This is a genomic window from Roseibium aggregatum (assembly GCF_014692675.1).
Taxonomy (GTDB): Bacteria; Pseudomonadota; Alphaproteobacteria; order Rhizobiales; family Stappiaceae; genus Roseibium; species Roseibium aggregatum_C.
The window spans coordinates 1-25,666 of record NZ_JABFCZ010000038.1; the positions used below are offsets into that span (position 1 = coordinate 1).

The 25,666-nt window shown below is 62.2% G+C and carries 22 protein-coding genes; 17 read left to right on the forward strand and 5 right to left on the reverse strand.

Annotated features, from left to right (window positions below):
• Positions 1-192: 192 nt before the first annotated feature.
• Positions 193-999: an SDR family NAD(P)-dependent oxidoreductase gene (locus HK439_RS24415; RefSeq protein WP_190294110.1), complete on the reverse strand. Its 807-nt coding sequence runs from the start codon at positions 997-999 to the stop codon at positions 193-195.
• 12 nt (positions 1,000-1,011) lie between these two features.
• Positions 1,012-2,766, reverse strand: a complete 1,755-nt coding sequence (locus HK439_RS24420) for an extracellular solute-binding protein (RefSeq protein ID WP_235988097.1) — start codon at positions 2,764-2,766, stop codon at positions 1,012-1,014.
• Positions 2,767-3,065: 299 nt separating this feature from the next.
• On the opposite strand from HK439_RS24420, the gene HK439_RS24425 reads away from it, so the two are divergent.
• From HK439_RS24425 to HK439_RS24450, 6 genes are all read left to right on the forward strand, one after another.
• A complete protein-coding gene (locus HK439_RS24425; protein ID WP_190294112.1) occupies positions 3,066-4,028 on the forward strand; it encodes a sugar ABC transporter substrate-binding protein in 963 nt (320 codons plus the stop codon).
• 87 nt (positions 4,029-4,115) lie between these two features.
• Positions 4,116-4,913 (forward strand): SDR family NAD(P)-dependent oxidoreductase, encoded by a 798-nt coding sequence (locus tag HK439_RS24430; protein WP_190294113.1) that lies wholly within the window; start codon positions 4,116-4,118, stop codon positions 4,911-4,913.
• Between the two features lie 83 nt (positions 4,914-4,996).
• Positions 4,997-5,971 (forward strand): ABC transporter permease, encoded by a 975-nt coding sequence (locus HK439_RS24435; protein ID WP_190294114.1) that lies wholly within the window; start codon positions 4,997-4,999, stop codon positions 5,969-5,971.
• 12 nt (positions 5,972-5,983) lie between these two features.
• The gene (locus HK439_RS24440; protein ID WP_190294115.1) at positions 5,984-6,985 is read left to right on the forward strand and encodes an ABC transporter permease; all 1,002 of its coding nucleotides are present in this window, start codon (positions 5,984-5,986) and stop codon (positions 6,983-6,985) included.
• Positions 6,982-8,493 (forward strand): sugar ABC transporter ATP-binding protein, encoded by a 1,512-nt coding sequence (locus HK439_RS24445; protein WP_190294116.1) that lies wholly within the window; start codon positions 6,982-6,984, stop codon positions 8,491-8,493. Before HK439_RS24440 ends, HK439_RS24445 begins: the two co-directional genes overlap by 4 nt.
• 89 nt (positions 8,494-8,582) lie before the next feature.
• Entirely contained in the window at positions 8,583-9,302 is a 720-nt protein-coding gene (locus HK439_RS24450; protein WP_190294117.1) for a ThuA domain-containing protein, read from the forward strand.
• A gap of 390 nt (positions 9,303-9,692) precedes the next feature.
• On the opposite strand, the gene HK439_RS24455 is transcribed toward HK439_RS24450, so the two are convergent.
• On the reverse strand, positions 9,693-10,229 hold the full coding sequence (locus HK439_RS24455) for a DUF2478 domain-containing protein (protein ID WP_190294118.1): 537 nt from the start codon (positions 10,227-10,229) through the stop codon (positions 9,693-9,695).
• Between the two features lie 234 nt (positions 10,230-10,463).
• On the opposite strand from HK439_RS24455, the gene HK439_RS24460 reads away from it, so the two are divergent.
• From HK439_RS24460 to HK439_RS27190, 8 genes are all read left to right on the forward strand, one after another.
• A complete protein-coding gene (locus HK439_RS24460; protein WP_190294119.1) occupies positions 10,464-11,159 on the forward strand; it encodes a DUF3306 domain-containing protein in 696 nt (231 codons plus the stop codon).
• Positions 11,160-11,282: 123 nt separating this feature from the next.
• Entirely contained in the window at positions 11,283-11,960 is a 678-nt protein-coding gene (locus tag HK439_RS24465; protein ID WP_190294120.1) for a TorD/DmsD family molecular chaperone, read from the forward strand.
• A gap of 243 nt (positions 11,961-12,203) precedes the next feature.
• Positions 12,204-12,440 carry a twin-arginine translocation signal domain-containing protein gene (locus tag HK439_RS24470; protein ID WP_190294121.1) on the forward strand — a complete coding sequence of 79 codons (237 nt, stop codon included), beginning with the start codon at positions 12,204-12,206 and terminating at the stop codon, positions 12,438-12,440.
• 46 nt (positions 12,441-12,486) lie between these two features.
• Complete coding sequence (locus tag HK439_RS24475; protein WP_190294122.1) at positions 12,487-15,405, forward strand: molybdopterin-dependent oxidoreductase; 2,919 nt, start codon at positions 12,487-12,489, stop codon at positions 15,403-15,405.
• 15 nt (positions 15,406-15,420) lie between these two features.
• Positions 15,421-16,020, forward strand: coding sequence for a formate dehydrogenase FDH3 subunit beta (gene fdh3B / locus HK439_RS24480; protein WP_190294123.1), 600 nt, complete (start codon positions 15,421-15,423; stop codon positions 16,018-16,020).
• A 322-nt stretch (positions 16,021-16,342) separates the two neighbouring features.
• Positions 16,343-16,552 (forward strand): hypothetical protein, encoded by a 210-nt coding sequence (locus HK439_RS24485; RefSeq protein WP_190294124.1) that lies wholly within the window; start codon positions 16,343-16,345, stop codon positions 16,550-16,552.
• A gap of 24 nt (positions 16,553-16,576) precedes the next feature.
• On the forward strand, positions 16,577-17,707 hold the full coding sequence (locus HK439_RS24490; RefSeq protein ID WP_190294125.1) for a formate dehydrogenase subunit gamma: 1,131 nt from the start codon (positions 16,577-16,579) through the stop codon (positions 17,705-17,707).
• Between the two features lie 25 nt (positions 17,708-17,732).
• The gene (locus HK439_RS27190) at positions 17,733-17,858 is read left to right on the forward strand and encodes a hypothetical protein (protein WP_268956966.1); all 126 of its coding nucleotides are present in this window, start codon (positions 17,733-17,735) and stop codon (positions 17,856-17,858) included.
• A 51-nt stretch (positions 17,859-17,909) separates the two neighbouring features.
• Here HK439_RS27190 and fdhD read toward each other — a convergent pair whose 3' ends face one another.
• Positions 17,910-18,644, reverse strand: a complete 735-nt coding sequence (gene fdhD / locus HK439_RS24495) for a formate dehydrogenase accessory sulfurtransferase FdhD (RefSeq protein ID WP_235988099.1) — start codon at positions 18,642-18,644, stop codon at positions 17,910-17,912.
• Positions 18,645-18,835: 191 nt separating this feature from the next.
• Positions 18,836-19,759 carry a helix-turn-helix transcriptional regulator gene (locus HK439_RS24500; protein WP_190294127.1) on the reverse strand — a complete coding sequence of 308 codons (924 nt, stop codon included), beginning with the start codon at positions 19,757-19,759 and terminating at the stop codon, positions 18,836-18,838.
• A gap of 315 nt (positions 19,760-20,074) precedes the next feature.
• On the opposite strand from HK439_RS24500, the gene HK439_RS24505 reads away from it, so the two are divergent.
• From HK439_RS24505 to HK439_RS24515, 3 genes are all read left to right on the forward strand, one after another.
• Entirely contained in the window at positions 20,075-21,463 is a 1,389-nt protein-coding gene (locus HK439_RS24505; RefSeq protein ID WP_190294128.1) for a sigma-54-dependent transcriptional regulator, read from the forward strand.
• A gap of 1 nt (position 21,464) precedes the next feature.
• Positions 21,465-23,504, forward strand: coding sequence for a sensor histidine kinase (locus HK439_RS24510; RefSeq protein ID WP_190294129.1), 2,040 nt, complete (start codon positions 21,465-21,467; stop codon positions 23,502-23,504).
• Positions 23,505-23,915: 411 nt separating this feature from the next.
• A complete protein-coding gene (locus HK439_RS24515) occupies positions 23,916-25,631 on the forward strand; it encodes an OFA family MFS transporter (RefSeq protein ID WP_190294130.1) in 1,716 nt (571 codons plus the stop codon).
• Positions 25,632-25,666 lie beyond the last annotated feature (35 nt).

Below are 25,666 nucleotides of genomic sequence, written 5' to 3' on the forward strand. Positions count from 1 at the left end.
GGTCGTGATCGACACGACGCTCGAAATCCACCGACGTGTGTCCCCACGCGGGCAAACGCCCCTCCCAGCGCCAGTGCTGCTCAAGATCCTGCGGCGTCAGAATGTTCGGTGTCAGTGCACGGTTCATGGATGCCTCCTTCGGATGCGCCAACGCGCACCCGTCTCATACGTTTCTTGCGGTGTTCTTGCGCGTTACTGGATGCACCAGCCGCCATCGATGTGGAGCATCTGGCCGGTCATGTAATCGCTGTCGTTGCTTGCCAGAAAGGCCGCCGTTCCCTTGATGTCGTCCGGGTAGGACACGCGCTTGATCACCAGTTCGTTCTCGGTGATGTCCTCGTAGGCCTGGCCGGCCCGTTCCTTGAAGCCGATCTCGACCAGGTCCTTGTCGAGCTGTTCCCAGAGCGGAGTGACGACGACGCCAGGGGCATAGCCGTTGACGGTGATGTTGTGTTCGGCGAGCGCCACGGCCCCGCAATGGGTCAGCGCCAGGCAGCCGTATTTCGAGGTGCAGTAGACGGTCACGTCGATCAGCGGCTTGCGCGAGGCGATGGAGCCGACATTGATGATCTTGTACGGGCGTTCCTGCGGACCCTGGGCGATCATCTGGCGTGCGGTTTCCTGCATGCCGAGCCACATCGCCTTGGTGTTCACGTCCATGATCAGGTCCCAGTTGTCCTCATCGATATCCATGAAGAAGCGGGGCTTGTTCAGGCCGGCATTGAACAGGCCGACATTGATGCTTCCGAAGGCATCGACCGTCGCAGCCACGGCCGCGGCATTGTCTTCGCGTTTGGTCACGTCCATCTTGACCGCAATCGCCTTGCCGTTGCCGCGCTCGTTGATGCGGTCGGCAACTTTCTGCGCCTCGTCGGGATCGATATCGCCCAGGCAGACATTCGCGCCCTGTTCGGCGAAATGTTCCGCATTGGTCGCTCCCATGCCGCGCGCGGCACCGGTGATCAGAATGTTTTTTCCCTTGAGACGATTGGGGTCCATGGTTTCCTCCCGTTAAAGTTTTCCCGCCTCCCGCAAGACCTGGTCGGCGCGGTTCTGTGCCGCTTGAAGAGCGGATTTCGGTGACTGGATGCCCCGCAGCATGTCGTGGAATTCTTCACCGCAGATCCGGATGATCTGACTGATCTCCGGGATCGGCGGGCGGGGCCAGAACTGAAGTTCGTCGCGCCAGGACATGGCGTCGATGGCTTCGAAAATGGGTGACAGGCGGCGCACTTCCGGGTCGGCGCCGACGGAATAGCGCGGATTGGTCCGGCTGCCGTTTTCCACGTAGAGCTTCTGGGCTTCCGGCGAGGTGAAGGCGATCAGCGCTTCGACGGCTGCATCCAGCCGTTCCGGAGCGATGTTGGCCGGGATGGCCAGAAGATAGCCGCCGACGGTCGCGATCTGCGACCCTCCGGGCCCGGCCGGATGGGGCAGGTAGCCGACCTTGCCATAGGCGGCACAGCTCGGGTTCTGCTCGAAATAGGGCGCCAGCAGCGTATAGCCGTAGGCCATGGAGACCTTGCCGTTGGCAAACGGGCGCACCCGCTCGTACCAGGACATGGACAGGATATCGGGCGGGGAATACTGCAGCAGGGCCATCAGGTATTCCGCCGCCTCAAGCCCCTTGTCCGTATCGATCCGGGGGCGATAGCTGTCCGATGCCAGGTGGCTGGCGTCGAAGCCCCCGGCCTGCGGCGGCAGGTCCAGGATCGGCTGGCCGAAATCGGCCAGGGTCATCATGAAGGTATGGCCGAGCGCGGTGCCGCGGGCGGCATTCCAGGCAATACCGTAACGGCCCTGGACCGGATCATGCAGCTTTGCGGCCGCCTTCAGCAGACTTTCGGTCGTTGCCGGCGGTTCGAGGCCGGCCTCGGCGAACAGGTCCTTGCGATAAAACAGCAACTCGGGCGTCGTTTGCGAGGGCACCCCATAGGGGCGTCCGCCCCAATGGGCGGCCTGCCAGCCGGCGGTGTGAAAATCGCTCGGATGCAGCCGGTCCAGGTCCAGCACCTCGTCGAGCGGTTTCAGGTATCCGTTTTCGGCGAATTCGCCGACCCAGGGCAGGTCCAGGGCGATCACGTCATAGCGGCTGGTCGGGCGTTGAGCGTTCTTCAGGGCTTCTTCGTGCAGCCGGTCGATGGAAAAGGCGCGCTGATGGATCGGGCAGCCGATGACCTGTTCGAACTGCCGTTTCAAAGCATGCATGACCATGAAGGTCGGATCGCCGTGAACCAGAACCCGCAGTCCGCCTGCCAGTTTCAGAGGTTCCTGCAGGACCTGGGGCGGCTGGATCGTCTGGGCCGCCAGGTAGGACCCGCCGAAGTAATAGTCATCGGCTTCCGCCGAGCGATCCAGCGTGCCGAAACTCTGGCGGGCCAGGCGTTTGATGCGCCCGGCGAACTGCGTCCAGGCCTCGAGCATTTCCGCGCTCGGGTGAAGGGAGAAACTCTTTCCGGTCGACGTTCTCGGCCGCTGCTCGATCAGGCCGGCCTCGATCATCTCCCGCATGCGCCTGCTCGCCGTGGCATAGGGGACGCCGGACGCGCCGATGAGAGACGTCGGCGTGACGGTCTTTGCTTCAAGATGTCGTTTGACGAGATAGACCGACATTTTAAAGTAGGCGTTCGGAACGGCGATCTCCATCAGTCCGTCGAGCTCTTCGTCGAAATTCTCCGAAAAGGATAGAACCTGGAGAATTTCCGTTTTGGCTTCCGGCGTCAGACGGGTCGCTTCCGTGCCTAGTCCTCCCTGATGCGTGTTCATCGATGCCCCCCGCGGCAGATATTGTGAGGTCGCATCGCTGAAATTGTCCGTTTCGGATGTTTTTCGTATCGGCATTGGATGCCTCCCTGAAGAATGCGCGAATGCCATCGCCGCATGAACGTCTGAAATATCCATAATGGATCAAAAAATATCGAAAGTGGATATTTTCGGGGGCGAAAGCATTTCGCTACGCACTCAGATTAGGTCGCACGCTCCGACTTGAGCGGAGTTGCTGAAACCGGAGGAGTTTCAGTACGCGAATTCAGGCCCTATACAGGGCTGCTATGGGAGGAAACAGAATGCACACCAAGCTTCGCACGCTTCTTGCGGCCACGACCGCGCTCGCGGCTATGACTGTCGCCGGGACCGCGTTCGCCGAAACGATGAAAATCGGCATCACGCAGAACAATGTCGGCGTCGACAGCTACCAGACCACCTATGAAAAGGCCTTCATCAAGGCGGCGGACGCAAATCCGGACGTCGAAACCGTCGTTCTGGATGCGGGCGGCGACGTCGCGCGTCAGATCGCGCAGATGGAAGACCTGATCCAGCAGGAAGTCGATGCCATCATCATCTGGCCGACCAACGGCGAGGCGGTCATTCCCGCGGTTCGCAAGGCCTACAAGGCCGGCATTCCGGTCATCGTCACCAATTCCAACATCGCCGAGCCGGGCTTTGAATTCGTCAAGTCCTTCTCCGGGCCGGACAACATCACGCAAGGCTCCCGCGCGGCGGAAATCATGTGTGACAAGTTCAAGGCCATGGGCATCGAGGACAAGGCCAAGATCGTCCAGATCTCCGGTCAGCCGGGCTACACCACGGCGATCGAACGGGCCAAGGGTTTCGAGGACCGCCTGCCGGAAGTCTGCCCGAAGGTGACGCTGATGGAGACGCAGCCGGGGGACTGGAATCGTGAGAAGTCGCAGAAGGTCATGGAAGCCTTCCTGGTGAAATACGACCATATCGACGGTGTCTATGCCGGTGACGACAACATGGGCGTCGGAGCTCTGAATGCCGCCAAGGCGGCCGGCCGGGACGGCATCATCTTCGTCGGCGCGACCAACTTTGCCGTCGGATACGAAGCCATGGAGCGCGGCGAATACTGGGGATCGATCTACCAGTCGCCGGTCGATGACGCCGAAGCGGCCCTCCAGACCGCTGTCGATGTGCTCTCCGGCAAGGACGTGCCGTTCCTGAACTACTTCGACACCCCGAAGATCACCCAGGACAACATGAAAGAGTTCTCCAAGCCGGTCTTCTGATCTCCCAGGGCGTGACCAGCCGGGCGCGGGTTGAAAGCCCGCGCCCGGGCGATCTTGAAAAAAACAGGAAAACTTGGGGAGGCAAGCATGGGCCGTGTGTCCGGGCGTTCCTGCATCGTGACCGGCGCCGCGCGCGGCATCGGCCGGGCCATTGGCGAGGCGCTGCTGGATGAAGGCGCCGATGTCTGTTTCGCCGATATCAATGGCGATCAGGTCAGAGCCGTTGCCGAAGCCAATAGGGACCGTGCCGCCGCATCCGGCGCGAAAGTGACCTGGGCCGCGGTCGACGTGACCCGGCGCGATCAGGTCAGGGCGATGATCGACAAGGCCGTCGCTGAATTCGGCAAGCTCGACGTCAAGTTCAACAATGCCGGTGTCAACCGGCCGATGAATTTCCTCGACGTGACCGAGGAAAACTGGAATTTCATAATGGATGTCAACGGCCTGGGTTGCCTGATTGGAATGCAGGAAGCCGCAAGGCAGATGATTGCCCAGGGAACTGGGGGAAAGATCGTCAACACGGCCTCGATCGCAAGCCGCCAGGGCTTCGACAACGTCGCCCCCTATTGCGCATCCAAATGGGCGGTGGTTTCCCTGACCCAGTCCGGGGCCCGCGATCTCGCCAAGCACGATATCACCGTCACCGGGTTTGCCCCGGGGGTGGTGGCCACCGAGATGTGGGAACAGGTCGATCAGGACCTGATGGAAATCGGCGCTGCCGAGCGGCCGGGCCAGGCCATGGACGAGTTTTCTGCCGGAATTCTGAAGGGACGCACCGCGACGCCGGCAGACATTACCGGAACCACGACGTTCCTTGCGTCGCGGGACAGCGACTACATGACCGGTCAGATCGTGATGATCGACGGCGGCATGGTACTTGTTTGAGTTAACATCGGATTTGGGAGGGTCGGATGTCGGAAATTGCGAGCAGCAGAGCGAGCCGATCCGGCGGATCTTCGGGAGGAGTCATGGCGTCGCTCAATAAGGCGAATATCGGAGGTTTTCTTGCCCGGCAGGGTATTCTGATTGCTTTCGTCCTGTTCATGATCGGGTTCACGATCGCCAATGACCGTTTTCTGGGCCTGGACAACATCACCGGTGTGATCCGCTCCTCTGCCATCCTCGGGGTGATGGCGCTGGGGGTCACCTTTGTCGTGATCAGCGGCAACCTGGACCTTTCGGTGGGCTCGATGATGTCGTTTTCGACCATCGTCGTGCTCGACCTGCATGACAAGCTCGGACCGTCCCTCGCCATTCCGGCCATGTTTGCCATGACCCTGTGCCTCGGCGCCTTCATCGGCTTTCTCGTCGGCTACCTGAAGCTCAACTCGCTGATCGTTACCCTTGGAATGCTGTCCGCGATCCACGGGCTGACCCTGATCTATTCCGGCGGCAAGAACATGGACATCGCCGACAAGGAAGGCACCTGGTTCAGCGTGTTCGGCCAGTCGGATATCGTCGGCATTCCCGTGCCGATCCTGATGTTCGCGCTGCTCGCGGCGTTTCTGGGCATCGTCCTGGCGAAGACGCCGTTCGGCCGGAAGGTCTATGCGGTCGGCGGCAACGGAGTGGCGGCAACGTTTTCCGGCATCCGCCGGGCCCGGGTCGTCTTCGCCTGTTACATCATGTCGTCGTTCTGCGTGGCGACGGCGGGCCTCATTCAGGCGAGCCGGTCGCTCGGCAGCCAGAACACGGTGGGGCAGGGGCTGGAGCTGGAGGTCCTTGCCGCGGTCATCCTCGGCGGCGCGTCCCTGATGGGCGGCTCGGGCACGATCTTCAAGACCGTCATCGGCGTCTTGATCCTCGGGTTCATCCAGAACGGACTTCTGCTCGTCGGACTGCAGTTCTACGCGCAATACATCGTGACCTGGATCATCATCATTCTTGCGGTTTGGCTCGATATCGCGGCCAAGCGCGGCAAGCTCTGGTCGCCGATAGCCTGAGGGAGGACGGAAATGGAACCGGGAACACTCAGTACCGCCCTCAAGCGCGGCGCCATCTGGGGCTTCATCATTCTGGAGCTGATCTTCTTCAGCGTCGCGGGCAAGTACCTGTCGCTCAGCGACAAGGCCTTCATGGATCTCGACAACATGCTGCTTCTCCTGAAGCAGTCCGCACCCATCGGGATCATCGCCATGGGCATGACCATCGTGATGATCAATCGCAACATCGACCTCAGCGTCGGGGCGACATTTGCCTTGAGCGCCATCGTGCTGCTCGACAGCATGACCTGGCCGGTGTTTGCCGGGCTCGGCGACTTTGTCATCCCGGTCGCGTGGGGCCTCGCTCTCGCAACGGGCCTAGTGCTGGGGGCGCTCAACGGCCTGATCGTCTGGAAGACCGGGGTCGACGCCTTCATTGTCACCCTCGGCTCCATGCTGGGCTATCGCGGCCTGGTGTTCATGTACAACGGCGAGCAGCCGACATCCCATCTGAACTGGACGCTAGTCGATTTCGCCGAGGCCGATTTCCTCGGGCTGCATACCCCGACCTGGTTCCTCCTGGCGGTGACCGCAGCCATCTGGTTCCTGATGACAAAGACCGTGCACGGCCGGAACGCCTATGCGGTCGGCGACAACCGGGAAGCGGCGGTCAATGCCGGCATCCGGGTCGGTCCGCACATGATGATCAACTTCATGATCACGGGCTTCCTGGCGGCCCTTTCCGCGGTGGTGTTTTATTCGGAATCCGGGTCTGTGAACCCCAATGACGGCGAACTCTACGAACTCTGGGTGATCACCGCCGTCGTCCTCGGCGGCACCAAGATCACGGGCGGGGCCGGTTCGGTCATCTCGACCTTCGGCGGCGTGCTCGCCATCCAGCTCCTGCGTAAAGGACTGGTCCATATCGGCGCCAACACCGAAACCGTGAACCTGGTGATCGGCCTGATCCTGATTGCTGTGCTGTTCCTGGACCGTCAGCTGAACATCAAGGGCAAAGAGGAGTTGAAGGTATGACCGAAGCCATCCCCGCCCTCCGGCTTGAGGGCATCGTCAAGACCTTTCCCGGCGTGCGCGCCCTGGACAACGTGTCGTTTTCCGTCATGCCCGGCGAAGTCCATGCGCTCATGGGCGAAAACGGCGCCGGCAAGTCCACCCTGATGAAGGTCCTCGGCGGCATTCACCGGCCCGATGAAGGCCGGATCATCGTCAACGAGAAACCGGTGGTGATGACGTCGCCGCTCGAGGCCAAGGCCAAGGGCATCGTCTTCATCCACCAGGAACTCAGCCTGGCGGAAGAACTTTCCGTCGCCGAAAACATCTATCTGGGTGAGTTGCCGCGCAAGAGCTTCGGGCGGGTCGACTGGAAGACGCTCTATGAGCGGACGAACGCGATCCTGAAAAAGCTCAGGGTCGGCTTCGACGCCAAGGCCCGGGTCGGCGATCTTTCCATCGCCAACCAGCAGATGGTCGAGATCGCCCGCGCGCTGACCGTGGATGCCAAGGCGGTGATCTTCGACGAACCAACCGCCTCGCTCACCGATGCGGAAAAGGTGGTGCTCTTCGACGTGATCGCCGATCTCAAGGCCCAGGGGGTGGGGATCATCTACATTTCCCACCGCATGGAGGAGATCTTCAGGATCACCGACCGGATCAGCGTCCTGCGCGACGGCCAGTACCGCGGCACGCTCAAGACGGCGGAGACGAACGAGGACGAGATCACCCAGCTGATGATCGGCCGCAAGCTGGACCTGTCGCGCAATGCCATCCACCACGAGCTGGGCGATGTGGCGCTGAAGGTGGAGGGGCTGTCCTGCGGAACCTTTTTCCAGGATATCAGCTTCGAAGTGCGCCGCGGCGAGGTCGTCGGCTTTTACGGGCTCGTCGGCGCAGGCCGCACCGAGATCGCGGAGACCCTGTTCGGGCTGCGTGAACCGACCGCGGGGAAGATATATCTGGAAGGCCAGGAAACCCGGATCCATTCGCCGGCGGACGCCATCGCCCGGGGCATTTCCCTGGTGCCCGAGGATCGCAAGGGGCAGGGGCTGGTGCTTGGCATGAACTGCCGGGACAACATGACCCTGCCGCAGGTCGACGATCTCAAGGCGGGGCCGTTCGTGGCCGAAGGGTCCGAAATCGCGATCTTCGACCAGTACCGCGACCGGCTCGATATCCGTACCCCCGGCTGGAAACAGCTCGTCGGCAACCTGTCCGGCGGCAACCAGCAGAAGATCGTCATCGGCAAGTGGCTGTCGATGCATCCGAGCGTGCTCATCGTCGACGAGCCCACTCGCGGGATCGACGTCGGCTCGAAGTCCGAGATCCACAATCTGATCCGCGACCTTGCCGCCCACGGCTATGCGGTGATCGTGATCAGTTCGGAAATGCCGGAAGTCCTGCATGTCAGCGACTGGATCGTCGCCATGTTCAGCGGCCGGATCATGCGGACCTTCACCTCCGACGAGGTCACCGAGGACAATCTGATCCAGGCCATTTCCGGGATCACGCCGGACAAGGCGGCGTAATCCATAAAACTTCGGTTGGTTTGGCGACGGGCGCTTTTCGGCAGCCCGAACCCTTAGCTATGCCCGCACAACACTTTGGAGACGGAAACATGAAGGCAGTTCTCTTCGTCGGCGGCTGGGAAGGCCACGCCCCGACGGCATTCAGCGACTGGTACGAAGCCCTTCTGAAGGACAACGGCTTTCAGGTCGACGTTTATGACACCATGGAGCCGCTGGAACATCCCGAAGAGCTTGCCGACGTCGACCTGATCACGCCGATCTGGTCGTCTGCCCGGTCGGGGCACAAGGACGAATTCGGCAACATGACCAAGCTCCAGGAAGACGGCCTTTTGAAGCTCATCGGCAACGGCTGCGGCATCGCCGGCTGGCACGGCCACATGGGCGATGCGTTCCGGGACCGCCCGACCTATCATTTCCTGATCGGCGGCCAGTTCGTCGCCCATCCCCCCGGCTGGCCGGATAATCTCCAGCCGAAGGAAGATTACATCGATTACGATGTCACGATCTGCAGGCCGGCCGACCCCATCGTGAACGGCATCAAGAGCTTCCGCCTGACGTCGGAGCAGTATTACATGCTGGTCGATCCCTCCAACGAGGTCCTGGCGACCACGACCTTCTCAGGCGATCATCTGTGGTGGATCGAGGGAACCGTCATTCCCGTCGTGTGGAAACGGCGCTGGGACAGGGGCCGGGTCTTCTACTGCTCGGCCGGCCATGAGCTGGATGACCTGAAGACCCCGCAAATCACCGAAATCATCCGCCGCGGCTCCATCTGGGCTGCGGAAGGGAAGAAGGGAGGCGGGAATTGAGCCGAGTTCGCTTCAAACATTGTGCCGGGTTATAGAGTTTATGGTGCTGCCGGAGAGATTTGAACTCTCTGTTCGATAAATAAATATTAATAAAATCAATGATATAAAAACTGATCAAGACTCGTTTTGTATATGTATTTTGTATGCGTCGTTGTTGTGTATTACCAACACAGGCCGAAGCGCGCGGCAAGCGAAGTCCTAGGTCTCCCGCGAGCACGCGAAGGGGATGCGTTATGGGTCCACCAGGGGAAGCTCGACCAGTCCCCGGAAGGATGTTGAGGGGTGCTCTGAATTGGTAGGTGGTTAGAAGGTAATCTGAAAGCTGCTTCCGGATGGGTGCCTTAAGTAAGGCAAAAGGCGGTATTTTCGGCTGAAGGATAATCGATGCCTTCAATCGCACTTACTTGTGCACCAGGCGAGAACTGAATGCAGGTCCGGGGGCAGGGCGTCTCCCAGGCCGCCATGAAACTGCTCCCAGGGACCCTGGTAATCCTCACGCACTCCGATCAGAACCGGGATTTCATCACCGACGGCTTGTTCAAGGACCTGGCGCAAACCGTAGCCCTCCGATTCAGCACGGCCGAAGCGGTTGATGATAAGCAAGTCGGGCTTCTCCTGAAGATCGTTCAGGAGCCGCCCGGCAATATCGGTAATCGCCTGGGAATCCAGCCGGCAGCCGCGCGCGTGCATGCCTCTTTTTTGCAGCACCGGCATTTCCCAATCCGAACCCAGTCCTCGCAGGAAAACGCTTCTTTCGCGTTCTCGCGTTTGCGGCTGTGATGTTTGCAGGACGCCTGCCAGTTTCAGGCCGGACAGTTCAAGCACTTTGGCCACCTCCAGGAGCAGGCGGTCGATCTCATCCTTTGACGTAAACACGATCCCCGCCAGGCCATGTGATGAAATCGTCTGTATTTCCTGTTTTGTCACGGTTTCACCGTCTGAAGAGCCGGTTTTGTCTGGACCGCTTCCACTAAAGCTTTTGGAATTCGGAAAAACTGTCTTTCACGGTCCGGTTGTCCAGGTGCCGGCAGGCACCCTTGTTAATTTGTTCCATTAAATGCATTATGGGTAAATAAAATCAATAATAGCATGAAAATGCACACTATATGAGTTCCTTGGGTGGTGCATTGCCTCACCCAGGTCCATGAGGGAGATGGTCTCTTGGGGAACGAAAAAGAAGGTGTCCTGGGGCGTTGGTCGCGCCGCAAGCGGGCTGCGGCCGTGGCGGAGGAGCATGATACGGAGCTGCTGGAAGATGCGGTTTCCGTAAGCGCGCCTGCCGAACTTCCGCCAGAACCAACCGGAGAAGACATGTCCGCGGCGGCTGCCGAGGATCTTGCGCATGAAGAAACCGTGTCCGCAACGGATGAGGGGCGCGCATCTGCGGACGGCGAGCGGATGCTGAGCGAAGAAGACCTGCCGGATATCGACAGCCTGTCCTACGGGTCGGACTTTTCCGCCTTCCTGCAGAAGAATGTTCCCGAGCATCTGCACCGGATGGCCCTGCGCAAGCTTTGGACCTCCAATCCCGTGCTGGCGAATGTGGACGGTCTCAACGACTACGATCTCGATTACACCATCAGCGAAATGAAGGAGATCGCCGCCCAGTCGGCGGAGGATCTCGCACGCGGGGCAAAGCGGCTGAACGTATCCGATCTGCGTTCCCGGGAACGGGAGGCGCGGCGGCAGGCGGCGGCCCAGGCTCGGCCGGGACCGGCACAGGCGACGGCGCCGGCGCCGGCGCCCATCGCCGAAACACAGGACGACGGGCGGGAAGGCGCTGCAGCAAGCGAGCAGATCGATCCCTTCGAGGGCGGTGAGGCGGTGACGCCGCCGCCACGCCGGACGGATGCCTGAAACAGGCACCAGACGAACAGCGTCTGATCGAAGGGCGGATTCTGCCGGAGGCTGAACCGCCCGATAAAAAGCCAAGGGCCGGGCCGTCCGGCCGGATAGCGGAGAAAATCCCGGGGAGGGGACATGGATTCGATTGCCGAGTGCCAGATCACGGTGGAGGCCGAAGAACCAGCGATCGACAGCAGCAGTCTGCCGGATGAGGAAATGGGCCGGGCGGAGATCTACCAGCTTCTCGCCTGTCTGCTGTCCTCGCCGCCTTCCGAAGAGATTATCGTCAGCCTGGCGGGACTGGAGGCCGATGACACGGATCTGGGCAAGGCCCTGGGCGGTGTGGCGGCGGTTGCCGCGAAATCCGATCTCAAGGTTCTTACGGACGAATACGCGGACCTGTTTCTGGGGATTCCCGCGCCCAGGCTGATGCCCTACGCCTCCTATTATGTGAACGATCAGCTTTTCGGCCGGGCGCTGGCCGAGTTGCGCATCGATCTCGCCCGCATCGGCATCGCCCGACGGGAGAACGTCACCGAGCCGGAAGATCATGTCGCCACCCTGTGCGAGATCATGACCGGCATGATCGTCGGCGCCTTCGGCGAAGCCCCGCGCCGGCTTTCCCGGCAGGCGACGTTCTTCGAACGGCACATCCGGCCCTGGACCGGGCGGTTCTTCTCAGATCTGGAGGCGGCGGAAGCCTCGCGCTTCTACATGGCGGTCGCCCAGCTCGGGCGCGTGTTTTTCGCGCTCGAGGAAGAAGCCTTCAAGATGGTCTCGGCCGAAGCTTCGGACGCAACAGCCGCTCCTTGAACGAACTTCCCGGATATTCTCCGTTAAAATCACGCAAAAAAGACGCAAAACGCATATGAAACGACATAAAAGGTCGACTAATGCGTAAAAACGCATAATAATGCATAGATAGGGAGTCGCTCGCGTCACATCGTCGGGGGGGCTTTCCTGGAGGGGAAATGGACGCGAACAGGCCGCCGTGCGGCGGCGGGAGGCGTTTTGGTCCGCGGGTTCAGGACCGGCCTCAGGAGGAGAGGAACACCAATGCCCGATCATCAGAAGACACCCGATCACCGCAAGGTTGCCGGTTCTCACAAGACCAGAGAGAGCGTGAGCCGGCGCGGTTTCCTGACCGCGGTCGGTGCCGGCGGCGGAGCCGCAGCCGTCATGGCCGTTGCCGGTCCCGCGTCCGCAAGCGAGGCGGATATCTCATCCGCAACGGCCGGCGGTTACAGCGAAACCGACCATGTCCGGGCGTATTACGACGCCATCCGCATGTGAGCGGAAGCCGGTTCAGACAGGACACGAATTTCAAAGGGTGGAACCAATGCTGAGGAAAACATCAACCGGCCGCGTTTCGGGATCCGGCGCTGCGAAAAGCAGGGCGTCCCGCCTGTTGGCGGAATTTGCCGGAACCCGCGTCAACCGCCGTACATTTCTGCGCAATTCCGGTGTGGCTGCGACAGGGCTTGGCCTTGCTTCCATGCCCCTGGCCAGCGTGAAGAAGGCGGAGGCCGCCGCGCCTGGCAACGACAAGGTCGAGGTCAAGAACTCCGTTTGCACCTTCTGCGCCGTCGGCTGCGGCATCAAGGCGGAAGTGCAGGGCGGTGTCTGGGTCGGACAGGAGCCGGCTTTCGACAATCCGATCAACGTGGGCGGGCACTGCGCCAAGGGCGCGGCCATCCGCGACGAGACGGTCGGCGAGCGCCGGCTGAAGTATCCGATGAAGCTCGTCGGCGGCAAGTGGACGAAGATTTCCTGGGACCAGGCGCTCGATGAAATCGGCGACCAGATGTTGAAGATCCGCGAGGAATCCGGCCCGGATTCGGTCTACTGGCTCGGGTCGGCCAAGGTCTCCAACGAGCAGGGGTATCTCTACCGGAAATTCGCCGCCTTCTGGGGATCGAATAACGTCGATCACCAGGCGCGGATCTGTCACTCGTCGACGGTTGCAGGTGTGGCCAACACCTGGGGCTACGGCGCGATGACCAATTCCTTCAACGATATGCACAATTCCCGGTGCATTATCACCTTCGGCGGCAATCCGGCCGAGGCGCATCCGGTGTCCATGCTGCATATCCTGCAGGCGAAGGAGCGCAACCACGCGCCCTATATCGTGGTCGATCCGCGCTTCACGCGCACTGCAGCCCATGCCACCGAACATATCCAGCCGCGCCCGGGCACCGACATTCCGGTGATCTGGGGCCTGCTCTGGCACATTTTCGAAAACGGCTGGGAAGACAAACAGTACATCAACGACCGGGTCTGGGGCATTGAGCATGTGCGCGAGGAAGTGCGCAAGTGGACCCCGGAAGAGGTGGAGCGGGTTTCCGGCGTGCCGGGCTCGCAGCTGCGCCGGGTCGCGCGTACGCTGGTGACCAACAAGCCGGTGTGCCTGACCTGGACGCTGGGCATGACCCAGCACACCATCGGCAACAACAACACCCGCGCCATGCCGATCCTGCAGCTTGCGCTCGGCAACATCGGCCATGCGGGCGGCGGCACCAACATTTTCCGCGGCCACGACAACGTGCAGGGCTGCACCGATATGGGCGTGCTGTGCGACACCCTGCCGGCCTACTACGGCCTGTCGGAGGGCGCCTGGCACCACTGGGCACGGGTCTGGGGCGTCGACTACGACTACCTGGAAAAGCGCTTCGCCTCCAAGGAGCTGATGCAGACCGCCGGCACGCCGGTGTCGCGCTGGTACGAACTCGCCCTGATGAACAAGGACGAGATCGACCAGCCGGACAACATGCGGGCCATGGTGTTCTGGGGCCATTCGGTCAACTCGCTGACGCGCCTGCCGCGCCAGCAGGAGGCCTTCACCAAGCTCGACCTGCTGGTGATAGTCGACCCGTATGTGCCGATGTCGGCGATCATGGGCGAGCGCACCGACAACACCTACCTGCTGCCGGCCTCGTCCCAGTTCGAGACCTACGGCACGGTGACCGCGTCGAATCGGTCGATCCAATGGCGGGAAAAGGTGGTCGAGCCGCTGTTTGAATCCAAGCCCGACCACGTGATCATGTACCGCTTCGCCAAGAAGCTGGGCTTCGCCGACGAGCTGTTCAAGAACATCGAGGTCAACGGCGAGGAGCCGCTGGTGGAGGATATCCTGCGCGAGATCAACCGCGGGTTCTGGACCATCGGCTATACCGGCCAGTCGCCAGAACGGCTGAAGGAGCATATGAAATACATGCACACCTTCGACCGGACCACGCTGCGCGCCAACGGCGGGCCGCTCGACGGCGAATATTACGGTCTGCCCTGGCCGTGCTGGGGTACCGCCGAGATGAAACATCCCGGTTCGCCGAACCTCTACGATCCATCGATCCCGGTCGCCGAGGGCGGCATGGGCTTCCGCGCCCGCTTCGGGGTCGAGGGGCCGAAGGACTGGGGCGGCGGCACGCTGCTTGCCGAAGGCGGCACGGAGGGCCAGTCCTATCCGGTCGGTGCCGAGATCAAGGATGGCCACCCGGAATTCACCATGGCGATGCTGAAGAGCCTCGGCTGGGACAAGGACCTGACGGCTGAGGAACTGGCGGCCATCCAGAAGATCGGCGGCGACAAGGTCGATGCCGTCAACTGGAAGACGGACCTTTCCGGCGGTATCCAGCGGGTCGCGGTCAAACACGGCTGTGCGCCCTACGGCAATGCCAAGGCCCGCACCGTGGTGTGGACCTTCCCGGATCCGGTGCCGATCCACCGCGAGCCGCTCTACACGCCGCGGCGCGACCTGGTGGCCGACTATCCGACCTATCCGGACACCCGCCGTTTCCGCCTGCCGGTCAAATACGCCAGCATCCAGCAGCAGGACTTCGCCAAGGACTTCCCGCTGGTGCTGTCGTCGGGCTGTCTGGTGGAATGCGAGGGCGGCGGCGCCAAGTCGTTCTCCAACCCGTGGCTCGCCGAACTGCAGCAGGACATGTTTGCTCAGATCAATCCCTATGATGCCAACAACCACAACATCAAGGACGGGCAAAAGGTCGTGCTCGAGGGGCCGGAAGGCGGCACCATCGAGGTCAAGGCCCAGGTAACCAACTCGGTCGCGCGCGGCAATGTTTGGATCCCGTACCACTTCATGGGCCGGTTCGAGGGCAAGGACACGGCGGCGAAGCTGCCGGAGGGAACGGGGCCGTATGTGGTCGGCGAGTCCGGCAACATCATGATGACCTACGGCTACGACTCCGTGACCAACATCCAGGAAAACAAGGTATCCATCTGCCGGATCCGGGCAGCGTAAGGGGGGAATGAGACCATGGCACGGATGAAATTCCTCTGTGACGCCGAGCGCTGCATCGATTGCAACGCCTGCGTCACGGCCTGTAAGAACGAGAACGAGGTGCCCTGGGGCATCAACCGGCGCCGGGTGGTGACCATCAACGACGGCAAGCCGGGCGAGCGGTCCATTTCGGTGGCCTGCATGCACTGCTCCGACGCGCCGTGCACCGCCGTGTGCCCGGTGGATTGCTTCTACCACACCGATGAAGGCGTGGTGCTGCATTCCAAGGACCTGTGCATCGGCTGCGGCTACTGCTTCTATGCGTGCCCGTTCGGCGCGCCGCAGTATCCGCAGGTGGGCAACTTCGGCTCGCGCGGCAAGATGGACAAGTGCACCTTCTGCTCCGGCGGGCCGGAAAAGGACGGCTCGGCAGCGGAGTTCCAGAAATACGGCCGTAACCGTCTTGCGGAAGGCAAGCTGCCTCTGTGCGCGGAAATGTGCTCCACCAAGGCCCTGCTCGCCGGCGACGGCGATGTGGTCTCCGCGGTCTATCGCGAGCGCGTGGTTGCCCGTGGCTTCGGCTCCGGCGCCTGGGGCTGGGGCACCGCCTACAGCCAGAAAGCCGGCAGCTTCTGAGGCTGGGCGAGAAACCGAACCAAACCGGACAAAGGCGGCTTCAAATGCCGCCTTTGTTGGAGTTGAGGGCCGGGAAAGGCGGCGCCCGATCCTCGGTTGTCATCCAGGGCGAACGTTCGTGAGACCCGGGACCCAGTATTCCGTGAGGTCGGAAGCTTGAGCCGGGAGGACACGGCGTACTGGGTCCCCGGTCGCGCTTCGCTTGCCGGGGATGATAATCAGGGAGAACCGTTGTTTAGCCCCTATCGTCGTTTCCGGAGAAGCGGCGGCCCGGGGAAGATTGGAAACTTTTTGAAATGGCAGCGCCCGGGACGGACAGGAAATGGCGACAGGAAAACGCGTAGTCGGTGCAGCGATCGGCCTTGGTGTGGCGGCAGCCGCCCTTGCGGTGCTGCTCATGAGCGGCGAGCGGGAGGCCCCGCATCAGATCAAGCTGGAAAAAGGCGTCTATCAGGGCAAGGCCGATACGCCCCTGCCTCCGGGAACGGACAGCGCCCTGCGCCAGCGCGGGCTGCTGCAACGGGCCGACTAGACGCTTGCCGAAACGGAGGATGCAATGACCCGGACCGCGCCGAATGGAGTTTTGTTAAGGGCCTTTCTCGCCTTGAGCCTGGTCGTCTTCGCGCTCGCCGGCGATCCGGCCGCGGCTCAGACGTCGCGCGCGCCGAACGCGGCTTCGACGGAAACGCCGGTCGGCGGCGCGGTTCCGGGCGACACGCTGGGCACCACCTCGGATTCCGACTACTGGCGCGCGGTGCGCCACGGCCTTCAGGGCAATGTCTCCATTCCCGACAAGAAGGCCGGAACCCTGGTCCAGTCGGAAGGCGAGGCCTGGCGCTCGTTTCGCAACGGACCGCTGGCGCTCTATGCCAGCTGGGCGCTGCTCGGCACCATCGTCCTCCTCGGCCTGTTCTACGCCATCCGGGGCCGTATCCGGATCGAGCACGGCAAGTCCGACCGGACCATCACCCGCTTCAAGGCCGTGGAACGCTTTGGCCACTGGATGACCGCCGTCTCATTCGTCATCCTCGGCCTGACCGGGTTGAATGTCCTCTATGGACGCTATGTGCTCAAGCCGATACTCAGCGACAGCATCTTCGGCTTCATCTCGCAGATGGGCAAGTACCTGCACAACTATCTCGCCTTCGCCTTCATGGCGGGGCTGGCGATGATCTTCATCATGTGGGTGCGCCATAACCTGCCGGACCGGACCGACATCAAGTGGATCCTCCAGGGCGGCGGCATCTTTTCGAAAAAGCTGCATCCGCCGGCGAAGAAGTTCAACGCCGGCCAGAAGGTGATCTTCTGGCTCGTGATCATCTGCGGCGTGTCTCTCTCCCTGTCGGGCTGGGCGCTCTTGTTCCCGTTCACCACCCATTTCTTTGCCGGCACCTTTGCCAAGGTCAACCTGATCTTCGGCACGGATCTGCCGGCGGCGCTGACCGCGCTGCAGGAGCAGCAGCTTAACTCGCTGTGGCATTCGATCATGGCTGTCTTCATGATCTGCGTGATCCTGGCCCACATCTACATCGGCTCCATCGGCATGGAAGGGGCGTTCGATGCCATGGGCTCCGGCGAGGTCGACCTCAACTGGGCGAAGGAACACCATTCGATCTGGGTGGAGGAGCACGAGGCGGACATCCACAAGACCTCCGGTTCCGGAGGCGCGCCGCAGCCGGCCGAATGACCGTCCTCAAACCCGGAGATGTCTCATGAAAGTGTTCCTGGCAGCCGTCCTGTGCATGGGGCTCATCGCCGCCGCGGCCGGCTACACGCTCGTCAACACCGACCGGTCGTCCCGAACGGTATTTTCCAGTCACTCCGTGCGGTTTTTGTGAGAGATGAAATCAGCGGTAACGGATACATATTTGCAGTCCGTCTGTAGGAACTTACACCACCACCCGATCCGCATGCGAGAACACCTCGAAGGCGTTGTTCCGCGCGACCGCGACGATGGTGATCCCGGCCGCTTCGGCGGTGCGGACGGCGAGCGCCGTGGGGGCGGAGACGGCGACGAGGACGGGGGTGCCTATGGCGGCCGCCTTCTGGACCATTTCCACCGAGACCCGGCTCGTCAGCAGGATGATGCCGTCATGGGCGGGTCGTCTTTGCCGGGCAAGGGCGCCGGCGAGCTTGTCGAGGGCATTGTGGCGGCCGACGTCCTCGCGGATTTCGACGAGGCCGGCGTCCGGTTCCCAGTAGCCGGCGGCATGAACTGCGCTGGTTTCCGCATGCAGGGTCTGGGCATCGAACAGGACCTGCTGGGCGCCGAGGATGGCTTCCGCCTGGAAGGTGTTTCCGCCCGCGACCCGCTTCGGCACGGGCACCGCATCGGCAAGGCTTTCAACGCCGCATAACCCGCAGCCGGTCGGGCCTGCGATCCGCCGGCGGCGGTCGAGGAACTGCCGGGTGGCCGAACCGTCGAGCCAGATGCGCACGTCGATCCCCTTGTCTTCCACGGAGATGTCGACGGAGCGGATCTGGTCGCAGGTTTCGATCTGGCCCTCGGTCAGGCTGAAGCCGTAGGCGAAGTCCTCCAGGTCGTTGGGTGTGGCCATCATGACCGCATGCGTGGTGCCGTTGAAGGTGAGCGCGATAGCGGTTTCCTCGGGGATCGCGCGCATGCCGTCCGCCGCCTGGCCGCTGTTCCAGACGACCGTCTTAGTCCGGTACGCGGAGGCGTCCGGACCGATCGTCGCGATATCTTCGGCCAGCTTGAACATGAACCGACTATAGCGCAGGAATTTACGGTCGCACGAGAAAAAAGCGTAAAAACACGTAATTTCAGCAGATAATGCGACGCAGGTTCGGTCGGTCAGGCGCCGTTGAAATGAACCTGGCCCAGGCCGGATATGTCGTACCCGGTCAGAGCGGCTGCCTTGTCGCGGAAATCGGCGGTCCGTGCGAAGGTGAACAGCTTTTGCAGGGGCGGGTCGAACCATTCGCGCCGGCGCAGCAGGATGTCGAACCGCTCCCGGACGACCGGCACGAAGTCCAGCCGGTACTGATGGGCGCTGCATTTCAGGCCGAAGGCGGCATCCGCCTGGCCGTCCGCAACCGCAAGGGCCGCATCGCTTTCCGACCGGGCCGGGCGCACAAAGCTGATGTCGTGGCCCTTGGGGAAGATCTCCCCCAGATACTGGGTGAGCAGCACCTGGCTGCCCGCCTTTTCCTGGCGCGGAACCACCGTTTTGCCCGAGAGGTCCTTCAGCGTCTGGATCGCCTTCGGGTTTCCGGCGGGAACCAGGATGCCGCGCTCGCGCCAGGCCCACTCGACCAGCGCAACCGGTTCACTGTCCATGGCCGGCAGGAGGGCCGGCACGTTCCAGCTTTTAGTTCCGGGGTCGAAGATATGCAGGCCCGCGGCAATTCCCTCGGTCCGGGCAAAGCGCTCCAGGCCGTCGATGCTGCCGTCCATGAAGGTGGCCAGGCCGGAGTTGGATTCTCTCAGCGCCCATTCCAGCAGCGGATCGTGGCTGCCGAGGATGACGTTGGGTGCATGGACGGGGGCGGTCGCACCGGAGATCGTGCCGTGGCCCTTCAGCCAGGAATAGATCGCGTTGCGGTCGAACAGCCATTTCCCGAGCGCCCGGGTGCCGGGGATCTCGCCGGCCGAGGCAAGCTCATAGATCTTGCGTTCCCGGACATGAAGCAGCGAAGCCACCTGTTTCGTAGTGAAGAACTTTTTCGAAAGTTCGTCCAGTTCGGCGGCGTCGTTTGTCGTGTCGGTCTCGGCCATCAAGAGCGGCGCCCCCTTTTTCGAGTCTTTCGTTTGGGCCAGCTTTTTGCGTGGGGACTGTTTAGTTTCTTTCCCCAGTCACGGCAATCGTTTGATGCCGTCTTCCGGATCATACCCGGTTTACATTTCTATTTTGAATTTCCGTGGGTTGCATTCGTTTTGCGCAGACCGGGCGACCATTACTGACGCAGGGGCAGATTTGGGCGGTCTTTCCGAAAAACAGGCAGAAAGACTGATTTTTCTTGCGAAAACCTGAGAAATTTCCTCATATGGCCCGAAATAAGCTAAGAAAATCAGCATTGTGGGAGGGGCAGGATGGGAGGCCGGTCTGCGACCAGATCCATCGAACACCATCGTGAACCGGAATTCGGACCCTGGCTGGAACGGGCCGCGATCCTGATCGTCGACGACGAACCGGGCATGCGGAATTTTCTCGTCCGCACGCTTCAGCCTTATTGCCGGACGGTCGATGAGGCAGGCGACACCGGCGAAGCCTCGGCCAAACTCGATGCCCATCACTATGACGTGGTGATCCTCGACAATATCATGCCGGGCAAGAACGGTGTGGAATGGCTTGCCGAGCAGCGCCGGATCGGTTTCTTCGCCGATGCGATCCTGATGACGGCCTACGCGGATCTTGAAACCGCAATCGGGGCGCTGAGGGCCGGCGCTATGGATTTCATCCTGAAGCCGTTCCGGTCCAACCAGTTGCTCAATGCCGTGGCCCGGTGCCTGGACCGTTCCACCCTGTTCCGGGAAAACCAGCTTCTGCGCCACCAGTTGCAGGCGACCTCCGACCACCTGCTGCTCAGGGACAAGCTGATCGGCCATTCCCGGCAGATTTCCCAAATTCGCGAAACCATCGCCCGGGTCGCGCCGCTGCCGACGTCGGTTCTGATTACGGGTGAGTCCGGCACGGGCAAGGAGGTTGCCGCCCGCTCCGTCCATGAGCTGTCCGAGCGGGCCGACAAGCCGTTCGTGCCGGTCAACTGCGCGGCGATCCCGAGCGACATGATCGAGGCGGAACTGTTCGGCCACCTGAAGGGTGCCTTTACCGGGGCCGGAGCGGCGCGCGACGGGTTGTTCATGCATGCCCAGGGCGGCACGCTGTTCCTGGATGAGATCGGCGACCTGCCCCTCGCCCTGCAAAGCAAGCTTCTGCGCGCCATCGAGGACCGACGGGTCCGCCCGGTGGGGTCTGAACGCGAGGTGCCGGTGGACCTGCGCTTCGTCTTCGCCACCAATGCGGACCTGAAGGCGGCGGTGGACGCCGGACGGTTCCGAGCCGATCTCTTCTATCGTATCAACGTGCTGCAGCTCGAAATGCCGCCGCTGCGGGAGCGGGGCTCCGACATCGAGGAACTGGCCGCACTCTTCATGCAGAAGCTTGCAAAACAGCTCGGCATGCCGCCGGTGCCCATGGGCGAGGACGTGGTCGCAGGACTGCTTGCCTATGACTGGCCGGGCAATGTGCGCGAGCTGCGCAACATGATCGAGCGCTCGCTGATCCTCGGCCGGTTTCCGGAGGAATTCCGCGGACAGGACCGGCCGGAAACGGCCGACAGCGAAACGCTGGAGGACGTGGAAAAGCGTCACATCCTGATCGTTCTCGACCAGAGCGGCGGCAACCGGGCGGAGGCGGCGCGCCGCCTCGGCATCGCGCGCAAGACCATCGACCGCAAGCTCGCCGCCTGGCATGTCTAAGATGGGCCAATTCAGTGCGGATGCGTCCGCACCGCAGCGGCAGGTCAAGCCGCGCCGGGGCCGGCTGTCGGTCCGCGTGCGGCTGCTCGCCATCGCCCTTCTTCCGACGCTGGTGGTGCTTCCCCTGTTTCTCGGCTGGGCGATGGTGCGATGGAACACCAAGTTCGACAGCCTGTTGAAGACCAAGGTCAACGGTGACCTGACCATTGCCCATCAGTATTTCTCTCGCATCCTGGAACACTCCGGGGAGAAGATCGATGCCCTCGGCCGTTCCGCTGAATTCCGCGACCTGGTCGGACGAAGCGACCCGGACGCACTCTCCGGTCTCCTGGAGCGGCGGCGCCGGGAGATGGGGCTCGATTTCCTCTATCTGGTCCGCGGCAACGGCGAGGTTCAGGCAGCCTCGCCCGAAGCTGCGCGGCCGCCGCTTTCAAGGGATTGGCCGATCATTGCCAAGGCGATGGCCGGAACGCCGGCAACAGGCGTCGATATCTTCGGTCCCGACGATCTTGCCGCCATATCTTCTGACCTTGCGGAGCGGGCGAAACTGGAACTCATCCCCACTCCCAATGCGGTTCCCAGTGACCGCAGGTTTGAGAACCGGGGCATGATCGTGCACACGGCAAGTCCGGTTGATTTGCCCGGTGTGCCGCCGGCGGCGCTGGTGGGCGGGCTGCTGCTCAACCAGAACCTGGTCTTCATCGACACCATCAACGATCTGGTCTACCGCCAGGCCAGCCTGCCGGAGGGCAGCCAGGGGACCGCGACCCTGTTTCTGGACGATGTGCGCGTCAGCACCAATGTGCGCCTGTTTGAAAACCGCAGGGCGCTGGGGACCCGGGTGTCGGCGGCGGTGCGCAAGCGGGTCCTCGACGAAGGTCGGACCTGGCTCGATAGAGCCTTCGTGGTCAACGACTGGTACATCTCCGCCTATGAGCCGATTATCGACAGCCGCGGCGCACGGGTCGGCATGCTCTATGTGGGCTTTCTCGAAGCCCCGTTCATGGCGGCCAAGGTAGGTACCATCGCGGCCCTCGTGGTCGGCTTTCTGGTGGTGACCGCCGGCAGTGTGCCTCTGTTCCTGCGCTGGGCTCGCGGCGTGTTCGAACCGCTGGAGCGAATGACCGACACCATCGGCCGCGTCGAGCACGGCGACCTCGGCGCCCGGACCGGGGCGACCGGCGACAGCGACGAGATCGCCCGTGTCGCCGGTCATCTGGACGACCTGCTCGACCAGGTCCAGGAACGGGACCGGCAGCTTCGCACCTGGAACGAGGAACTGAACACCCGCGTCGAGGAGCGCACGCAGGATCTGCAAATGGCGAACCGGCAGCTCGAGGAGCGGACCAAACAGCTCATCATGTCGGAGAAGCTCGCAGCGATCGGGGAGATCACCGCAGGTGTCGCCCACGAGATCAACAATCCGATTGCGGTTATCCAGGGCAATCTGGAGGTGCTGCGCATGGTGCTTGGGGAGAAGGCGGATGCAGCGGCGACAGAGATGAAGCTTATCGACGAACAGGTGGATCGCATCAACCAGATCGTCATGAAGCTCCTGCAATTCGCCAAGCCGGACGAATATGCCGGCTACGCCGACCGGCAGGCTCCGGACGAGGTGATCTCTGACTGCATCCCGCTTGTCCGCCACCTGTTGCGCAAGACCGAGATCGACGTGATCCGCGACAGCCAGGCTACCCGCACAGTGCTCATGAACCGCACCGAACTGCAGCAGATCCTGATCAACCTTATCGTCAACGCGATCCACGCTATGCCCGATGGCGGCCGGCTGACCCTGTCGTCGCGTGACGAGGACAGCGACGGCGCGGAGGGTGTCACCGTCATCATCAGCGACACCGGCATCGGCATGCCGGCGGATGTGGTCGCCCGGATCTTCGATCCCTTCTACACCACCAAGACCCGTCAGGGCACGGGCCTGGGCCTGTCGATCACCGAAACCCTGGTCACCCGCCAGGGCGGCAACATCCAGGTCGACAGTGTGCCGAGAAAGGGCACCACCTTCACCATTTGGCTGCCGGTTTGAGGACGCGCCTATGGCGCGACTGATTTCAGGATTCCAGATCAGCGTTCGTCTGCGCCTCACTTGTCTGGAATGACGGGAGATCAGCGAGCTCAGGCACTCGCCTGGACAAAATGTCCACCCGTCCATGCCGGATTGCATGCATTTGTGGACGAAATGTCCATTGCCTTGTGTAGCTAAAACATAATGAATTGAAAGTTAAAGGAAAATCCGTTTGGCGTCGATCTTGCTCATACATCGGCGCTGCCCGGATATGTGCGGTTCGGCAGGCGAGGAGGCCTGACCGAAGTCCGCGTGTCCGGCAGCAGGGGCATCGGGGCTTTTGAAGTCACCGCCGGGGGAGTGGGCTGCGCGCAAGCGCATGGTCCGGCCGGACAAATGCCCGACAAACCGTGCATGGGAGGAAAAAAGTGCATGTTTGATCGGCTGAAAAAGGAACACATCGTCGCTGAGGACGGTTTCAACCGCTGGAAGGTTCCGCCAGCATCCATTGCCATTCACCTTTGTATCGGCTCCGTCTACGCATGGAGCATCTTCAACCCGGCGCTGACCAAGCAATTTGGCGTGGTGGCTGCATCGTCCGGCGACTGGAACCTGTCGTCTGTCGTCTGGATCTTCTCCGTCGCCATCGTCTTTCTCGGCCTTGCGGCTGCCTTCGGCGGCAAGTGGCTGGAAGACGTCGGCCCGCGCATGGTCGGCGTGGTGGCGGCCTTTTGCTGGGGCGGCGGTTTCATCATCGGCGGCCTCGGCATCATGACCCACCAGCTCTGGCTGGTTTACCTCGGCTACGGGGTGATCGGCGGTTGCGGTCTGGGCCTCGGCTACGTCTCGCCCGTGTCCACCCTGATCCGCTGGTTCCCGGACCGGCGCGGCATGGCGACCGGCATGGCGATCATGGGCTTCGGCGGCGGCGCGATGATCGCAACGCCGATCAAGGAGTACCTGCTCGGCCTGTTCTACAAGGCACCGCAGTTTCTCGGCGCCGAAGGGGCCGTGAACCTGGTCACCGAAGGCGGAAAGCGCATGGCCGAGGTCAACGGCCAGCTCGTCGAAGTGGTCATCGCTGGCGCCAAGCAGGTGGCGGCGGCGCCGGTGCCGCTGCAGGAAGGCGTCTACGTGGTCAGCACCGGCAACACCGGGGCGGCCGGCACCTTCTTCACGCTCGGTGTCGTCTATTTCATCGTGATGGTGATCGCGTCGTTCTCCTACCGGGTGCCGCGCGAAGGCTGGCTGCCGGCCGGCTGGACCCCGCCGACGGCGGATGCGGCCTCGCGCAAGATGATTACGGACAATCATGTCCACATCGATCAGGCCCTGAAGACGCCGCAGTTCTACCTGCTATGGATCGTGCTCTGCTTCAACGTGACCGCCGGCATCGGCGTGATCGGCGTCGCCAAGACCATGATGACGGAGATCTTCGGCACGACCCTGCCGCTGATCGTGAACTCCGCGTTTGCCGCGACCTACGTGTTCATGATCTCGGTGTTCAACATGGTCGGCCGGTTCTTCTGGGCCTCCATGTCCGACTATATCGGCCGGAAGAACACCTATTACTGCTTCTTCATCCTGGGCATCGCCCTCTACCTGTCGATCCCGTTCGCGGCGCAGCAGGTGAGCGTGAACCCGGCGGTGACGTGGCTGATCATGTTCTACGCTGCGACCATGATCATCTTCACCATGTACGGCGGCGGGTTCTCCACCATCCCGGCCTATCTGGCCGATATCTTCGGCACCAAATATGTCGGTGGCATCCATGGCCGACTGCTGACGGCCTGGAGCACGGCCGGCGTTCTCGGCCCGTTGGCGATCACACAGCTGCGCAATGCGTCGCTGCACAGCTCGATCAAGGAACTGGCTGCCAAGGTCGATCCGGCCGCGTTCACCCAGAAGTTCGGTGCGGGTCTCGACCAGCTCGACCAGCTGGTGGCGGCCAAGACCGTGACCATCGCCCAGCTGATGGAGATCGCGCCCGCGGGTACGGTCGATCCGACGCCGAGCCTCTATAACACGACCATGTACGCCATGGCCGGGTTGCTGGTGATTGCCCTGATCTCCAATTTCCTGGTGCGTCCGGTGCATGAAAAGCACCACATGGACGATGTTCCGGGAGCCGTGCCGGCGAAGGCCTGAAATAGGGTCGGAAACAAGGCATAAACAGACAGGCC

Coding starts and splice junctions, on each gene's coding strand:
- HK439_RS24430 (WP_190294113.1), top strand. CDS start 4,116: ATGGGCCGTGTGTCCGGGCGTTCCTGCATCGTGACCGGCGCCGCGCGC.
- fdhD (WP_235988099.1), bottom strand. CDS start 18,644: ATGCGCGCGATCCCCGAGGAAACCGCTATCGCGCTCACCTTCAACGGC.
- HK439_RS24465 (WP_190294120.1), top strand. CDS start 11,283: ATGGATTCGATTGCCGAGTGCCAGATCACGGTGGAGGCCGAAGAACCA.
- HK439_RS24420 (WP_235988097.1), bottom strand. CDS start 2,766: ATGAACACGCATCAGGGAGGACTAGGCACGGAAGCGACCCGTCTGACG.
- HK439_RS24475 (WP_190294122.1), top strand. CDS start 12,487: ATGCTGAGGAAAACATCAACCGGCCGCGTTTCGGGATCCGGCGCTGCG.
- HK439_RS24445 (WP_190294116.1), top strand. CDS start 6,982: ATGACCGAAGCCATCCCCGCCCTCCGGCTTGAGGGCATCGTCAAGACC.
- HK439_RS24485 (WP_190294124.1), top strand. CDS start 16,343: ATGGCGACAGGAAAACGCGTAGTCGGTGCAGCGATCGGCCTTGGTGTG.
- HK439_RS24415 (WP_190294110.1), bottom strand. CDS start 999: ATGGACCCCAATCGTCTCAAGGGAAAAAACATTCTGATCACCGGTGCC.
- HK439_RS24515 (WP_190294130.1), top strand. CDS start 23,916: ATGTTTGATCGGCTGAAAAAGGAACACATCGTCGCTGAGGACGGTTTC.
- HK439_RS24425 (WP_190294112.1), top strand. CDS start 3,066: ATGCACACCAAGCTTCGCACGCTTCTTGCGGCCACGACCGCGCTCGCG.
- HK439_RS24450 (WP_190294117.1), top strand. CDS start 8,583: ATGAAGGCAGTTCTCTTCGTCGGCGGCTGGGAAGGCCACGCCCCGACG.
- HK439_RS24490 (WP_190294125.1), top strand. CDS start 16,577: ATGACCCGGACCGCGCCGAATGGAGTTTTGTTAAGGGCCTTTCTCGCC.
- HK439_RS24435 (WP_190294114.1), top strand. CDS start 4,997: ATGGCGTCGCTCAATAAGGCGAATATCGGAGGTTTTCTTGCCCGGCAG.
- HK439_RS24470 (WP_190294121.1), top strand. CDS start 12,204: ATGCCCGATCATCAGAAGACACCCGATCACCGCAAGGTTGCCGGTTCT.
- HK439_RS24500 (WP_190294127.1), bottom strand. CDS start 19,759: ATGGCCGAGACCGACACGACAAACGACGCCGCCGAACTGGACGAACTT.
- fdh3B (WP_190294123.1), top strand. CDS start 15,421: ATGGCACGGATGAAATTCCTCTGTGACGCCGAGCGCTGCATCGATTGC.
- HK439_RS24440 (WP_190294115.1), top strand. CDS start 5,984: ATGGAACCGGGAACACTCAGTACCGCCCTCAAGCGCGGCGCCATCTGG.
- HK439_RS24505 (WP_190294128.1), top strand. CDS start 20,075: ATGGGAGGCCGGTCTGCGACCAGATCCATCGAACACCATCGTGAACCG.
- HK439_RS24510 (WP_190294129.1), top strand. CDS start 21,465: ATGGGCCAATTCAGTGCGGATGCGTCCGCACCGCAGCGGCAGGTCAAG.
- HK439_RS27190 (WP_268956966.1), top strand. CDS start 17,733: ATGAAAGTGTTCCTGGCAGCCGTCCTGTGCATGGGGCTCATCGCCGCC.